17 protein-coding genes are annotated in these 14,506 nt (G+C 62.9%); 4 read left to right on the forward strand and 13 right to left on the reverse strand.

The window, feature by feature from the left end; translation table 11 throughout:
• Positions 1-12 precede the first annotated feature (12 nt).
• Together M1D89_RS23015 and M1D89_RS23020 are read left to right on the forward strand one after the other, a co-directional pair.
• Positions 13-813, forward strand: a complete 801-nt coding sequence (locus M1D89_RS23015) for an SDR family NAD(P)-dependent oxidoreductase (RefSeq protein WP_498647317.1) — start codon at positions 13-15, stop codon at positions 811-813.
• Between the two features lie 23 nt (positions 814-836).
• A complete protein-coding gene (locus M1D89_RS23020) occupies positions 837-1,142 on the forward strand; it encodes a hypothetical protein (protein ID WP_498647320.1) in 306 nt (101 codons plus the stop codon).
• A 26-nt stretch (positions 1,143-1,168) separates the two neighbouring features.
• Here M1D89_RS23020 and M1D89_RS23025 read toward each other — a convergent pair whose 3' ends face one another.
• Positions 1,169-1,978, reverse strand: a complete 810-nt coding sequence (locus tag M1D89_RS23025) for an AraC family transcriptional regulator (protein WP_498647322.1) — start codon at positions 1,976-1,978, stop codon at positions 1,169-1,171.
• A 77-nt stretch (positions 1,979-2,055) separates the two neighbouring features.
• Between M1D89_RS23025 and M1D89_RS23030 the strand changes: the two genes are divergently transcribed.
• On the forward strand, positions 2,056-2,568 hold the full coding sequence (locus M1D89_RS23030; RefSeq protein WP_498647324.1) for a VOC family protein: 513 nt from the start codon (positions 2,056-2,058) through the stop codon (positions 2,566-2,568).
• 11 nt (positions 2,569-2,579) lie between these two features.
• On the opposite strand, the gene M1D89_RS23035 is transcribed toward M1D89_RS23030, so the two are convergent.
• The 9 genes from M1D89_RS23035 to M1D89_RS23075 form a co-directional block, all read right to left on the reverse strand.
• Positions 2,580-2,939, reverse strand: coding sequence for a VOC family protein (locus M1D89_RS23035; RefSeq protein ID WP_498647327.1), 360 nt, complete (start codon positions 2,937-2,939; stop codon positions 2,580-2,582).
• Between the two features lie 2 nt (positions 2,940-2,941).
• Positions 2,942-3,202 (reverse strand): DUF4235 domain-containing protein, encoded by a 261-nt coding sequence (locus tag M1D89_RS23040; protein WP_498647330.1) that lies wholly within the window; start codon positions 3,200-3,202, stop codon positions 2,942-2,944.
• 104 nt (positions 3,203-3,306) lie between these two features.
• Positions 3,307-3,483, reverse strand: coding sequence for a CsbD family protein (locus M1D89_RS23045; RefSeq protein WP_035760998.1), 177 nt, complete (start codon positions 3,481-3,483; stop codon positions 3,307-3,309).
• Between the two features lie 88 nt (positions 3,484-3,571).
• Complete coding sequence (gene dhaM / locus M1D89_RS23050; RefSeq protein ID WP_498647332.1) at positions 3,572-4,264, reverse strand: dihydroxyacetone kinase phosphoryl donor subunit DhaM; 693 nt, start codon at positions 4,262-4,264, stop codon at positions 3,572-3,574.
• A complete protein-coding gene (gene dhaL / locus M1D89_RS23055; protein WP_498647334.1) occupies positions 4,261-4,923 on the reverse strand; it encodes a dihydroxyacetone kinase subunit DhaL in 663 nt (220 codons plus the stop codon). Before dhaL ends, dhaM begins: the two co-directional genes overlap by 4 nt.
• Positions 4,924-4,925: 2 nt before the next feature.
• Positions 4,926-5,927: a dihydroxyacetone kinase subunit DhaK gene (gene dhaK, locus M1D89_RS23060; RefSeq protein WP_498647335.1), complete on the reverse strand. Its 1,002-nt coding sequence runs from the start codon at positions 5,925-5,927 to the stop codon at positions 4,926-4,928.
• A gap of 185 nt (positions 5,928-6,112) precedes the next feature.
• Positions 6,113-6,301 carry a hypothetical protein gene (locus M1D89_RS23065; RefSeq protein WP_498647337.1) on the reverse strand — a complete coding sequence of 63 codons (189 nt, stop codon included), beginning with the start codon at positions 6,299-6,301 and terminating at the stop codon, positions 6,113-6,115.
• 15 nt (positions 6,302-6,316) lie between these two features.
• Positions 6,317-7,765, reverse strand: coding sequence for an FAD-binding oxidoreductase (locus M1D89_RS23070; RefSeq protein ID WP_498647340.1), 1,449 nt, complete (start codon positions 7,763-7,765; stop codon positions 6,317-6,319).
• A gap of 158 nt (positions 7,766-7,923) precedes the next feature.
• Complete coding sequence (locus M1D89_RS23075) at positions 7,924-8,433, reverse strand: amino-acid N-acetyltransferase (RefSeq protein WP_017197002.1); 510 nt, start codon at positions 8,431-8,433, stop codon at positions 7,924-7,926.
• Positions 8,434-8,531: 98 nt separating this feature from the next.
• Here M1D89_RS23075 and M1D89_RS23080 point away from each other — a divergent pair, with 98 nt between their 5' ends.
• Entirely contained in the window at positions 8,532-9,770 is a 1,239-nt protein-coding gene (locus tag M1D89_RS23080) for a Fic family protein (RefSeq protein ID WP_498647344.1), read from the forward strand.
• A gap of 21 nt (positions 9,771-9,791) precedes the next feature.
• Here the strand turns inward: M1D89_RS23080 and M1D89_RS23085 are convergent, their stop codons facing one another.
• The 3 genes from M1D89_RS23085 to M1D89_RS23095 form a co-directional block, all read right to left on the reverse strand.
• The gene (locus tag M1D89_RS23085) at positions 9,792-11,888 is read right to left on the reverse strand and encodes a S9 family peptidase (RefSeq protein WP_498647346.1); all 2,097 of its coding nucleotides are present in this window, start codon (positions 11,886-11,888) and stop codon (positions 9,792-9,794) included.
• A gap of 125 nt (positions 11,889-12,013) precedes the next feature.
• The gene (locus M1D89_RS23090) at positions 12,014-13,171 is read right to left on the reverse strand and encodes an IS30 family transposase (RefSeq protein WP_498645340.1); all 1,158 of its coding nucleotides are present in this window, start codon (positions 13,169-13,171) and stop codon (positions 12,014-12,016) included.
• 74 nt (positions 13,172-13,245) lie between these two features.
• On the reverse strand, positions 13,246-14,463 hold the full coding sequence (locus M1D89_RS23095) for a glycosyltransferase (RefSeq protein ID WP_498647349.1): 1,218 nt from the start codon (positions 14,461-14,463) through the stop codon (positions 13,246-13,248).
• Between the last annotated feature and the right edge of the window lie 43 nt (positions 14,464-14,506).

Genomic DNA, 14,506 nt, shown 5'->3' on the forward strand with positions numbered 1-14,506 from the left:
AAAGGAACCACCATGACCACCACTGACAGGCCACTCGCCTTGGTCACCGGCGCTTCAAGTGGCATCGGGTTCGAGCTGGCAAGGCAGTTCCTCAGCAACGGATTCGACACCGTCATCGTCGCGGAAAACGACAAGATCCACACGGCCGCAGAGGAACTGAAAGGCCTCGGCGGGGAGGTGTATGTAGAGCAGATTGACCTCACCGACAGGCAAGGCATGGGTCGCTTGCACTCCGCAGTGGCCGCATTGGGCAGACCCTTGGAAGCAGTCGCCATCAACGCCGGCATCGGAGTGGGCGGACCCTTTGTGGAAACTGACCTGGAAGCAGAACTCAAGACGATCGACCTGAACGTCACCTCTACGGTTGTCATCGCCAAATGGGTCGCGTCGGACATGGTTCAACGCAACAGGGGCAGAATCCTCTTCACCTCCTCAGTTATCTCCAGGGCGCCGGCACCCTTCCAAGCCATCTATGGCGCGTCCAAGGCGTTTGTGCAGTCCTTTGGACAGGCACTGCGCAACGAACTGAAGGACACAGGAGTCACCGTCACCACCCTCCTGCCGGGCCCAACAGAGACGGACTTCTTTGAACGGGCCGACCTCCTTCACACCAAGGTGGGGTCGGAAGACAAAGATGACCCGGCGTTGGTCGCCAAACAAGGATTCAAGGCCCTGATGGAAGGTGACGGCAACGTGCTGGGCGGCTCGCTGAAGTCCCGCACCATGGGCCTTGGCAGCAATGTCATGCCCGACGCGGCAGGAGCGGCATTCAACCGCAAACTGAGCGAGCCCGGATCCGGAGAAAACAAGTAACCACCAGAACAGAAGGAGTAGCTATGTCCAACCCCAATGAGGAACAGAACACCGCGGGCGAAGCCATCGAGGACGTCATCGTTCCACAGGACGACGCGTTGCCGAATCCCGACCGTTCCGGCCACGGCAAGATGCCCGAGGACATCGACGACGACGTTTACGAGAAAGCCGCGGAGCAGGAACGCGTCGCCGCAGGCCTTGCTGATTACGCTCCCAGCGACGTGCCGGACGCCACCGAGCCGCTGCCTCCGGAAGCCTCCGAAGAGGCGGATCTGGCACAGCGAGGACTACTGAACACCTCAGACGACGATTCTGAAGAGGACAACTGACGGACTCATGCCCCCAGACGTATAAGTCACCCGGGCGTTGTACCGAACGACTTCCGGTAGCCACTCGGAGTGAAGCCCAGGTACTTCCGGAAGTCGTTCGTTAGGTGCGCATGGTCTGCATAGCCAAGTTCGACGGCGATCGCGGCAAGGTCCGCTGTTGGGTCGGACCGGGTGCGCTCAGCCGCATCCTGCAATCTTCGACGCCGGATCAGCGCGGAGGGACTCAGCCCGACGTACTTTCCGGCGATTCTCTGCAAGGTTCTCGGCGACACTGCTAGACGTGATGCCACGTCCTCAATCAGGAGCACGTCCGGCTCGGAAGCAATGACATCCATCATCCGGTTCGCGAGCAAGGCTTCCTCGGATGCTTTACATTCAAGGGAAACCAGCCACGCAACAAAGGCTTCCACTGCACCCTCGCGGCGAGCGCCGCCGTCGTGCGTGTCACCGGCAGAGGGGGTCATGGTTGCTGACACGGCTTCGTGAAGGTTCGCCAGCACCAAAACGACTTCCTGATCGCGGAGAGCTCCCGGGTTGTCGGTGAACAGCGGCACCGCGGCCGGGCGGAGGAGCGCGCCAACAGCCCAGCCTTCGCCGGTCAGGTCGCGGTAGGCCGCTCGGGTAGTGGGCCCGGAGAATTCGACGGCTTCGCCTTGCACCACCAGGTTGGACGTGGGGTAGGCGATCACGTGCTGCCGGGACGACCGCCCGGGCTCGATGTTCCACTCCGGAATCCAGAACCATTGCACCAGGTCAGTCACGGAAGCCGGGGCCGGAAAGCGGTGAAAGGTTGGCAGTCTTGCCGGATACAGGATGCCCTTGAACGAACCCTCCATTGGACCCTTTCCAAGCGGATCAAAGCTGTCGCAAATCTTCAAGCGCTACCGGGCGGAAAGCCCGTAGCGTCATAGCCATGACAGATACTACAAGCACAGAATCCACCACGGCAGCCCACGGCGAATACACCACTCACGGCATCCCGAACGGCTTGACCAGCCTCACGCCGTTCCTTGCGGTGCCCAACGCCAAGGAAGCCATCGCGTTCTACTGTGACGTGTTTGGCGCCCGGGTTGTAGGCGAAACCGAAATGGGCGGGATCGTGGTTCACGCCGAACTCGACTTCGGTAACGGGCACCTCCAACTGGGCGAGCCCAGCCCGGAATACCATCTGGTCCCGGCGCCGAGCGGGGAGGACGACTGCTACTCCCTCGGCCTCTACTGCCAGGACGCAGATGGACTCGTCAGGAAAGCCGAGCAAGCCGGGGCCACCATCCGCGAGCCATTGTCCACGTTCGTATCAGGTGACCGCTATGCAAGCATCCGCGATCCCTTCGGCGTTCGCTGGTCCATCATGACGCGCGTTGAGGACCTCTCCGAGGAAGAGAGCAACCGTCGCGTCGATGAATGGGCGGCCCAGCAGGGCTAAGGCGCCGGCCCTTAGCTCAGGCAGAGGCAGAACGGGTGCCCGGCCGGGTCAAGGAACACCCTGAACGTCTCTCCGGGCTGGTGGTCGGCCTTGGTGGCACCCAGGGAAAGCGCCACTTCCTCCCCCTTGTCCAAGTCCTCTACCACCATGTCGAGGTGCATCTGCTGAGGGATGGTCTGGCCGGGCCATTTTGGCGGTTGGTACACCTCCACTTGCTGGAAGGAGATGCAGTTGCTGCCGTCGCTGGGACGGATATCGAACCAGTCACCTTTGTCCTCGATGTCCCAGCCGAAGAGCTCGCCGTAGAAGGCAGCCAATGCAGCTGCGTCGGGACAATCGATGACAACACTCGGGAACTTAGCTATAGCCATTGTTAGACCTCGTCAGCCGTCTTCTTCATGCGGGCCAGGGCGCTCTTGGTGCCCCGCTGGGTGAGAACGTGAACTACGGCTCCAACGCCTGCAGAAACAACCGCGAAAACAAGGACGCCGGGCAGGGAGTCGTTGAGATCCGTGCCATCCTTCGGGGCGGGCTTACCGGTCCTCTTCTCCCAGAGACCTTCCAGTGTCTTGTTTGCGATCGTGCCGGCTCCGAGGCTGACTGCCAGGCCGAAAAGTTTCACCAGTATGTTCACGAAGATCCTCCATCAGATAGCGCGCCGCCGACCGGCGCCTCACATAACAATCGCCTCAAAGACAAGGCAGGGCCGCTGCAACTGCAGCGGCCCTGCCTGGATTCTTAGTCCTTCTTGAAAGCGTCCTTCAGCTTCTCACCGGCACCCTTAAGGTCGGCTTTCGTCTGGTCGCCCTTGCCTTCGGCTTCCAGGCGTTCGTTGTCAGTCAGCTTTCCGGCAGCTTCCTTAGCCTTGCCACCAAGCTTCTCGCCAGCGTTCTCCATCTTGTCGTCAGCACCCATGTTTCGTACCTCTTCCTTGTAGTGAACCTGTACCTCTACAACATCACTAATCAGTGTGCTTAGCAATATTTGGGAGAAAATCTCCCGGCTAGAGCTCCCCGAAGCCTTCCTCCACAAGCCGCCCCACGTATTCAACGGCCTTCAACGAATCCTTGCCACGGGCTTCGACCCGCAGGGTGGAACCCTTACCCGCGGCGAGCGCCATAAGCGCCATAATGGACATGCCGTCGACGCCGTTCACAGTCACTTCCGCGTCCAGCCCGGACAGGCCCCCTGCGATCTTGGCCGCAGGGCGGGCATGCATTCCAAGGGGGTTGATGAGCTCGAAGTCACCGCTTGCATCTGGTTCATCCTTGTCGTCGGGGATCTCCGGACCCCCCACGCCTGCGGGCACGTTGCCAAAAGCCACAGCCTCTGCCGCCTTGCAGACATCCTCGACGCCGGCACCTCCTTGGGCGGCAACGGCGGCAGCCACGAGCCCCTCAACCAGCGGTGCATCAGCAAGGAGCACAGCGTCCGGATCGCTGGCGAACTCCACCGCCGACTCCGCTGTCATCACGGCCGAGCCCAGATCCGTCAGCACCACCACGCCATCGCCGCCGGAATCAACCAAGGACTGTTCGACGGCGGCAAGCACCTTCTCCAGGCTGGTTCCGATTCGTTCGTCGTCCGTTCCCCCGGCGGCGACGAGTTCGACGTCGGGAGCCATCTGCGCGGCAAGTTCCACCGCTCCCTCAGCGATCTTGCTGCTGTGCGATACAACCACTAGCCCCACTGTCATACGGCGTCAGTTCCCGTGTCACCGGTGGAGCCTGCAGCTGCAGCTGCCGCCGCGCGAAGGAGCAGGGCAGTGGAAGCGGCACCGGGGTCGCGGTGCCCTGCACTGCGCTCCCCCAGGTAACTGGCCCGGCCCTTGCGTGCCACCAACGGATCCGTGGCCATGGCCCCTGTTTCGGCAGCTTCCGCGGCCGCTTCCAACACGCCAACGGGGTCAGAGCCGCCCGCTGCGGCTTGCTGGGCGGCTTCGACCGCTGGCGCCCAAGCATCGATCATCGTCTTGTCCCCGAGCTCGGCTTTGCCTCTGGCCACCACTCCATCCCGGGCGGCTGCGAGGGCCCCAGCCAGCGCTTCCGCATCAATATCGCTGTTGTCCCCCAACGAGGTAGCAGCCCGGAGGTAGGCAGTGCCGTACAGCGGTCCGGCCGCTCCGCCCACCTTGGACATGAGTGCCATCGCCGCAGCTTTCAATGCTGCTCCCGGAGTGTCAGGCGGGGTCTCATCCAGCTTCTGCAGCACGGCTTGGAAACCTCGGTCCATGTTTTCGCCATGGTCCGAGTCGCCGATAGGACGGTCCAACTCAATCAGTTCCACCCGGTGCTCGGCCATGGCTTTTGCGGAGAGCTTCAGCCAATCAACGGCCCAATCAACGCCCAACCCCATGCTCAGGCTCCCCACCGTAGGGCAGCCGTGTGGACAGGAGCGTCCCAGAGCCTGGTCAGCTCGTCATCGAGGCGCAGCACGGACACGGAGCAGCCCTGCATCTCCAAGGACGTCACGTAGTTCCCCACCAAGGAGCGCTCCACGGTAGCTCCACGCTCGGCGAGGACCTGGGCCGCCCGCCGGTACACGATGTACAGCTCGCTTTGAGGTGTGCCGCCCATTCCGTTGACGAACAGCAGCACCTTGTCCCCGGACGCCAAGCCAAGATCTTCAAGCACAGGTTCCAAGAGGCGGTCCGTGATGGCGTCAGCGCCTTCCATTGCGATCTTGTGCCGGCCAGGCTCACCGTGGATGCCGATGCCAATCTCGATCTCATCTTCCGCGAGCTCAAAGCTCGGCGTCCCGGCGTGCGGAACAGTGCAGCCGGACAGCGCCACACCCATGGTCCGCACATTAGCCACCACGCGCTCGGCGATGGCCGTGACGGCGTCCAGGTCGTCACCACGTTGGGCGGATGCCCCTGCGATCTTTTCCACGAGGACAGTTCCGCCAACGCCGCGCCGGCCAGCCGTGTACAGCGAGTCCTCCACCGCGACGTCGTCGTTTACCAGCACCGAACGTACGTGCACGCCTTCGGCCTGAGCCATTTCGGCGGCGGTTTCAAAGTTCAGGACATCGCCGGTGTAGTTTTTCACGATATGGACGACGCCGGCGCCTGAGTCCACTGCCACGGTCGCCGGAATGATCTGGTCAGGTGTGGGTGAGGTGAAGACTGCGCCGGGGACTGCTGCATCCAGCATGCCGAGGCCCACGAAGCCCGCGTGCAGGGGCTCGTGGCCGCTGCCTCCGCCGGAAATCAGGGCGACTTTGCCCGCAACAGGAGCACCTTTCCGGATGACGTACTTAGGCTCGGGATGGACGTCCACGATGTCGGCATGGGCCATGCCGAAACCTTCAACGGACTCGTCCACCACGGCGCGTGGATCATTGATGAGCTTTTTCATGTGATGCTCCTGGGCGTGCTGTGGCTGGTGCTCTGACCCTACTACCGGCCACTGGGGCCACGGTAGGCCTAGCGGTCTGCCTGTGCATAAATAGCGGTGCCGGCGCCTAAAGAACGGGGCTCATCACTTAAGAGCGGAAGGGACAGCCCCCAATGACTGTCCCTTCCGCTGATCCATTGGATCCGTTAGTCCTCGGCAGCTTGTGTTGTCACCGCCTCGGACTCATTCCGGGCTTGGTACTCCGGCCAGAAGGCCGAGTACAGATCCGGGTTCGAGTGCCCCGCATCCTGCCAGGAGGCCTCGTGCGGCCATGACCCATGCGGAATGTCAATCTGAAAAGCGGAGAAATCGGGGAACGTGACCCTATGGTCCATTGTTCGCATCCCCTTTCAGCTGTTCAGGACGGCGTCGCCGCCGGCAGTAACAACGTCCTCAAGCAGCACGGTCTGATCAATGACCGGAAGCCCCACAACATGCCCGAAACTGAACATGTTCTTCGGATCGAGCTCCGCTTTTGCCTTCCTGAGCCGTTCTCGAACTGTCGGACCCCAGGCCCGCTCCCTGTCCTCAGCGTCAACAAAGTGGCCGTGCAGGTTCACGAAAGTCCCGCCATTGGAGGCCTCGCGCAGGTCCTCACGAACGGCGTCGAACACTAGCGGAAGCAGCTCCGCCAGCGGCGGGACCGCCATGCCTGCCATGAAGAAGCTGAACGCTGCGTCGCGGGCGCCAACAGTGTCCTCGCCTTCGGCACTCTTGGCCAATGCGCCGCCGAGCAGCCGCACCTCAGCCATCAACACGGGACTTTCGACGCCGGGGCCGAAGTGCCGCAGGATCGCTTCCTTGGCTCCATCGTCCAAGCGGTCCAAGAGGAAGCCCCGCTCGCGTACGGGCACGGGCTGGTCCGGGTCCTGGTGGATCGTGTCGAACTGCGTGGCGTCCAGCGGGCCGGTCCCGTCCATCATGAAAGGCGCACTCTGGCGCATCGGCTCCAGCAGTTGCGAGGCCACCGCTGCGTCACCCTGATAGGCGTAACGCAGATGGACCACGAACCTGCCGCGCAACGGCTCGGGAACGATGTCCATGTCCGGCAACCGCAGGAAAGCCAACGACGCCGATGCCTCCTGGGGGAGCGAGGTCACCCACTCACTGAACTGCTCGAGGACCGCAGCGGCATGCTCACCGTCGTAGTACAGCCCGCCGGCAAAGAGGTCCGAGCCCGGGAAGAGGTGGAATTCCATGGCAGTGACGATGCCCAGGTTCCCCTTGCCGCCGCGGAGAAGGTAGAACAGCTCCGAGTTCTCGTCCTTGGTCACCCGGCGCTGCGTGCCGTCGGCGGTGACGAGCTCGAAAGCGATCACGTGGTCTGAAGCGAAGCCGTATTTGCGCCCTAGGATGGGCAGGCCGCCGCCCAAGGTGTAACCCACCACTCCGACGTCGGTGGTGGAACCGCACAGCCCCATCAAGCCGAAGGTCGCGGCGAGATCCACCACGGCCTTCCAGCGGACGCCCGCACCGACGCGGGCTGTCTTCTCAACGGGATCGATGCTGAGTTCCAGCATCCGGCGGGTGCTGATGAGCAGGCCGCCTTCGATGGCGTTGGTGGCACCATGTCCGGTGGATTGAACGGAAACGGGCATTCCCCGTTCAGCCGCCCAGCGAATAGCCGTGGAAACGTCCTCTGCGTCGAGGGCGCCGAAGGCCAGATCAGGTTGGTGTTGTGTAGAGAGGTTGAAGGCCGCTACTTCGGGAGCGAAGCCCGGATCGGCAGGCGTGAACACGGGACCGCGCACGCTGAGTTGGAGTTCTGAAACATCTGAAAAGGAGGCGTGGGACTGCATGATCTTCTCTCAATTGACCGATGTGGTGGAAGCTTCCCCAGCAAGCCTTGATCAGTTTATCCATCAACTGGATATAAGAGAAGAGTTAATAAATCACTCATAATCGGGCAGGGTTGATTGACGCGCCGCTTTTGATGCGGGACTTGAAAGGGAGAGCGCTAAAGCTGCTTGATCATGCGGGTGTTGCCCAAGGTGTTGGGCTTCACGCGGGCAAGATCCAGGAACTCCGCCACACCTTCGTCGTGCGAGCGCAGCAGCTCGGAGTACACCTGAGGATCCACGGCCGACTGGTCCGCCATGACTTCGAATCCGTGGCGCTTGAAGAAGTCCACCTCAAAAGTCAGGCAAAACACGCGGCTCACGCCAAGCGCCCGGGCTTCCTCCAGCAGGTTCTCCACCAAGACGTGCCCCACACCCCGCCCACGCCATGAGTCAGCCGCGGCCAAGGTGCGAATCTCGGCAAGATCCTCCCACATCACATGGAGAGCGCCACAGCCGATGACTTCACCTTCATCAGACTCGGCGATCCGGAATTCCTGGAGGCTCTCGTAATACGCCACCGTCTCCTTGGCCATGAGAATCCGTTCCTCGGCCAGGGGCGCCACAAGCCTCTTGATGGCCGCCACATCACTGGTGCGGGCAGGACGAAGGCTGAAGGTCGAATTCACCCCCCCATCCTAGTCACGGGCGGCCGGGCGCACGTTTAATGGCGTGTAACCTCTCACTTACCAACACTTATTCACTTAAGTGTTGGTAAGATGACGGAATGCCAACACCTGCGGAGGCACGCATCCCGATCACTCCGGTTTCATTCGAGACCCTCGACTGGAAGCCGCAGGCGCCTGAGATGTTCTCACGCGCAGAGGTGGCGCGTCAGACGGGCCCCTATGAAGCGGCCGTCACCGCGTCTATTGCCGGCTGGACTCCCAGCATCTCCGGTGAAATCTTTGCCGACGTTGAGGATGCAACACGGCAGCTCGTCGATTTCGACAAGCATGCGCAGCAGACACTTGGCACCAACAACCCCGCGCTCGGACCAATGACGGCAATCCTACTGCGCACGGAGTCGGCCTCCAGCTCGCAGATCGAACAGTTGACGACGTCGGCGAAGCAGCTCGCCCTCGCTGAAATCAACGAGGGCGATAAAGCGAACGCTCTGACTGTCGTCGGCAACGTCCATGCGATGGAGGCGGCCCTCCAACTGGCCGACGACATCACTGAAGCGACCATCCTTTCCATGCACGAGGCGCTGATGATTCATCAGCGCGGTTTCGATCCACTCGACGCCGGCCGCTTTCGCGGGGAACCTGTGTGGATCGGCCGCGGAGAAGCCGGCCCGCGATTGGCCGACTTTGTAGCCCCACACCATGACCGGATCCGCGATGCCATCAAGGACCTGGTTGGATTCGTCAACCGTCAAGACCTACCCGTGATCGTTCAGGTCGCGGTCAGCCACGCACAGTTCGAAACGATCCATCCGTTCCCTGACGGCAATGGCAGGACCGGCCGAGCACTGGCACAGTCGATCCTCCGCAACAAAGGTCTGGTCGGCTCAACCGCGGTGCCGATCTCCGCCGGCCTCCTCGTCCACACAGAGCGCTACTTCGAGGCACTGGGCTCCTTCCGTGCCGGCGACGCCGGGCCAATCGTCCGCGAGTTCGCCCAGGCAAGCCGGATCGCCGCGACTACAGGGTCGCGGCTCGTGGACAACCTTGTGGAACAGCTTGAGGACTCCCGTGCGAAAATGACGGGCCTCCGGTCAGACGCCGCGGCGTGGAAGGTGCTGCCCACACTGATCGGGCAGCCCGCAGTGAACTCGAAGTACCTTATGAGAAAGCTCGGCCTCGGCGAGATGGCAGCGCAGCGCGCGCTCGACGCTCTCACTGACCGCGGCGTGCTCGTCGAAACGTCCGGCCGCGGCCGCAATCGCGTGTGGCAGCATCCCGGATTCTTCGAGGTCCTCGACGGTTATGCCGCCCAGATCCGCCGGATGTCAGAGCGCTGATCAGATCCTCCAGCCACCCCGTTAGACCCCCAGCTCCTCCGGCAAAGCAACGTCCTCGCCCAGCAACTGCTTCGCCAGGAAGTGCTCCACCACGCCGTACCAGACCTTCGCGTGCTGCGGCTGCAGGACCCAGTGGTTCTCGTCCGGGAAGTACAGGAAGCGGTGCGGGCTCTGGCCGTTGTCGTCGGCGGGGAGTTGCGATGAGGACAGGAGTTCGTACCAGAGGCGCAGTCCTTCGCCGATGGGCACGCGGTAGTCCTTGTCTCCGTGGATGACGAGCATGGGTGTCTTGATGTTGCCTACGTTCAGGTGCGGCGAGTTTTCCATCGCCATTTCCACGGTCATTTCCTTGAGCCAGTACTGCGCCGCGTCGGTGGTGGGTCCGAATTGATCCAGCGCCCACAGGCTGGCGTGCGTGACGATTGCCTTGAAGCGGTCCGTTTGCCCGGCAACCCAGTTCGCCATGTAGCCGCCGAACGATCCACCCATAGCCGCGGTCCGCGATTCGTCGATGTCCGGCCGGTCAACCACTGCGTCCGTGATGGCCATGAGGTCGGTGAAGGGCTTCTTTCCCCATTCGCCCCATCCGCGCTGGATGAACTCCTGCCCATACCCGGTAGATAAGGCGGGGTCCGGCAGGAGCACTGCGTAGCCCTTGGCCACGAGCAACCAGGGGTTCCAGCGCCACGTCCAGGCATTCCACGAGTTCAGTGGGCCGCCGTGGATCCACAGCAACAGCGGTGCCGGATTGTCCGCAGAGGCACCTTCGGGGAGCGCGAGGTAGGCAGGCACGCGCGAGCCATCTTCCGCCGTCGTTTCCACGCGTTCCAGGTGACCCTTGTAAACGGGTCGCTCCGCCGGTGCCTGCAACCGGACCACTTCACCGGTGGCGAGGTCGATCCGCACGGCTTCGGCAGGGAACTCGTACGAGCTTCGGAGCGCGTAGGCCGTGGTCCCATCCGGGGAAACCACGACGTCGGAATAGGCGGCAACATCCTGCGTCACCCGGGTGACTGCACCATCAGCGACGTCGATCCGAAATACCGGCCCCGCGCCGTCGTCGTCCGCTGTTACCAGGACCGCATTACCGTCCGGGAGCCATGCGAGGGGCGTAGCCCAGCGGTCCCACTGGTGCGCGAACGGCTCAAGGTCAGTGGTTTCCCCGTCAGCAACGTTCACTAGGTGGAGCTTCACGTGGGGAGCCTGGCTGGGCGTCGTGTCGCTCTCGCTCTGGACCACCAGGGTCCGATTGTCAGGGCTGACGGGCCCGGGGAAGTAGCTCATGCCTTCGTGGTCCAGCAGCACCTTGACGGCCCCGGTGGCGACGTCGATGGCGGCGAGCACCTCACGACTGTCAGCCTTCGCGAGCGCCTTGGTCATGCTGGTGTAGATCGTCTTGCCGTCCGGACTCACCACCGTTTTGGCTTCGCGCAGCGAACCCCCGACGCCGGGCGTCAGGTTCCGGAGTTGGAGCGGCGCCGATGCATCCACCGTGGAGGGCTTGCCGGGTTCGTCTTCCGCACCCTGCTCCACAGCGAAGATCCGCGGCTCGGCCGGGCCAAGGTCTGCATCCCAGTAGCGGACCGGGTAGCCGCTGTGCAGGATGGCCGAGACCTTGTTGTCCTTGCGCGCCTTGCGGCGTTCCTCGTCGCTTTCCTCGTCGGCGGAGCCAGCCAGGACCTCGGCGTTGACGAAGGTGACGTCCGCATCCTTGGCGGCCATCACTGAAGCGATGCCGCCGGCACGTGAGTGCACCACGCGGGCTTCTCCCCCGTCGGCGGGCAGCAGCCACAGTGCATTGACGGGGTCGGCGTCAGGGCTTTCCGGATCAGGACGCGCCGAGGTGAAGTAGAGGTCGCCGTTGGCAGCAAAGACCGCACCTGCTTCGCCCTTGGAGCTGCGGGTGATGCGGCGGGCGCGATTCCGGCCGCTGGGGTCGAGTTCCCAGAGTGCGGTGGCGAACTCAGTTCCCTTGGCATTCAGCGTTGTGACAGTGGTGACCAGGCGTTTGCCATCCGGGCTGAGGGTGAGGCCGCCAACCCGCGGGATGGCGAGGTAATGGTCGAGGTCGTGAAACGGGGTTTCGGGCTGCCCGCCCTGGGTGTCAGCAGAGTCCATGTTCCGATTCAACACGGATTGTGCGGCCGATCACAGGGTGGTTCACTCACAGTGAAACAGTACTTTCACATATTCACCCAACCAGGTAGCAGTTGGGGCCGTTCTGAGTGGGTGGTTTCTAGCGGTTATCGCAACAGGAAGGTTCTGATCATCTCATTGGGGGTGCAGAAGTCGAATCGTTGGCGGGGTCTGTCGTTGAGTTCGTGGGCGACGTAGTCGAGGTCGGTTTGGCTGTAGATGCTTAGGTCTGCGCCTTTGGGGAAGTACTGGCGCAGGAGCCCGTTGGTGTTCTCGTTCGAGCCGCGTTGCCAAGGTGAGTGGGGATCGCAGAAGTAGATGTCGATGTCGGCTGCGATCTTCACTTCCTTGTGCCTGCGCATTTCGGTGCCTTGGTCCCAGGTCAGTGAGAGCCTCAGTTCGTCGGGAAGGGCGCCCATTTTGCGGATCAGCCCATCCCGAACAGACTCGGCACGGTTTTGACCGGTCGGGACATGGAGGAGCATCACGAACCCGGTTGTGCGCTCCACGATGGTGCCGATGGCGGTTTTTCCGTCCTTGCCTACGATCAGGTCCCCTTCCCAATGCCCTGGCACGGCACGGTCTTCGACCTCGGCGGGACGGTCGGCGATCATGACCTTGTCCTGGATTCTGCCGCGGCGTTCGTCGGGGCGGCGTTGGGGTTTGCGCAGGGTCCGGCCGGTGCGCAGGTTCTTGACCAGTTCCCGCTTTAGCCCGCCCCGGGACTCGAGATAGAGGGACTGGTAGATGGTCTCGTGTGACACCCACATCTCCGGGTTGTTCGGGAAGTCCTTGCGGAGTCTGCCAGCGATCTGGACCGGTGAGTCTTTCTTTTCGAGCCGCTTTTCGACTTCCAGGCGCAAGGGCTTGTTGCTGTTGAGCTTAGCGGTCTTGGGCCTGGCTGCCCGGGCGTGGGCGCGGGCATGGGCGGTGGTAGCCCGGTAGAAAAAGACCTTGTCAGCGTTCCGCCGGAGCTCCCGGGAGATCGTTGACGGGGAACGACCCAAACGTCTGGCGATCTCACGGACCGATTCCTTGCCCCGCCATAACGAGATCAACTCCCGCTCCTGGAACGATAGGGAACGGCCGGTCAGGGTCCGGCCCCGACGGGGCCGGACCCCTCCTGAGGACCTCAGCTCACGGCGGACCGTCGTTACGGACCACCCGACGAACGCACCAGCATCTTCAAAACGGGCACCGTCCGCAACCTGCTGCCAGAACGACTGGACAACCTCAGCAACCAAACGATTCGTGAACTTCACCATGGCAATCGACACCCTTCAATAATCAGGTGTTGCGATCACCGCATGATTCAGCGTGCCCAAAACGACCTCAACTGCTACTTGGATGGGAGGTTTCGCAGGGCGTCGACCACCGGTGCGGTTCCGTCCTCCCTCGCGATCGCGGCCGCCACTTCCGCTGCCCTCTGCGCGTACGACGGCGTGCTGACAGCTTCCGTAATGGCGTCACCGAGGCGCTCCGGAGTCAGCTTCTTGTAGGGAACTGGCTGAGGACCCGCCCCGAGTGACGCGATCCGGGAGGCCCAGAGCGGTTGGTCCGTGTACACCGGGACACCCACGGCCGGCACGCCCGCGCGAAAGCCGGCCGCCGCCGTTCCCGCTCCGGCATGGTGAACCACTGCCGCCATCCGCGGAAAGAGCCACTCATGGGGAATGCTCCCGACGGCGATCGCATCGTCGCCCAGCGCGCCCTCGACGCCCTGCACAACTGCCCGCACTCCGGCCCGGCGGGTGCTCTCAAGGATGAATGCCGGATCAATGTGGGCGCTGCTGCCAAAGCCAACAAAAACGGGCGGCGGACCGTCGGCAAGGAAGTTCACGAGGTTCGCTGGCGGCTGCCAGTCCGGCTTCATTGGTGGCCACCAATATCCGGCCATGACCAGGCCCTCGGGCCAATCAGCAGGCCTTGGCAGGACCGAGGGACTGATGCCATGAAGAACAGTGGCGCGGGCTTTACGACGGCGGCGCTCACCGGCCGCGCGGCTCAGCTTGCCCAGTCCCAGCTCCTTGCGAAGGCGGGCGCTGGGGGCATCATAGGGAGCCGGGCCTGCGGCAGCGCGCTCACCAATGATCTTATTTCCCCATGCGCCGAGGCTTCTGGCCGAATTCATGATCACGGGCGGATACGCTGCGCTGGGCTCCGTGGGCTGCAAATGTGCGCCGAGGGCCGGAATGCCCATGGCTTCCGCGATGTCGTACGCATAAGGTGCCACTGAATTGGCCAGGATCACGTCGGCGCCGGCCTCAGCCGCTGCCAGGGTGCCGGTGGCGGCGTTGTCCATATAGTCAGTGAGCTTCCGCCAAAAGGTGAGCAAGCTTCCGGAGGATCCCTTGGCTCCGGGCGCTGGTTGCCTGATCAGCCCCTCCAGATCCCCGGGAAGCGGCCTGAACTCGCAGCCCGACTCCACAACAAGAGGGGCGAAAGCCGGGTTGGCCGCGATGGCTACCTCGTAGCCCAAGCTCTGCAGGCTGCTTCCCAGCCCGGCCATGGGCGCAACATCACCTCGCGTGCCTGGTGTCACCATGAGCACTCGCATGCCATCCCTACTTCCCGCTACCGTTTTGTACAGAAAATGCCCT

Source organism: Arthrobacter sp. D3-18 (genome assembly GCF_054408525.1).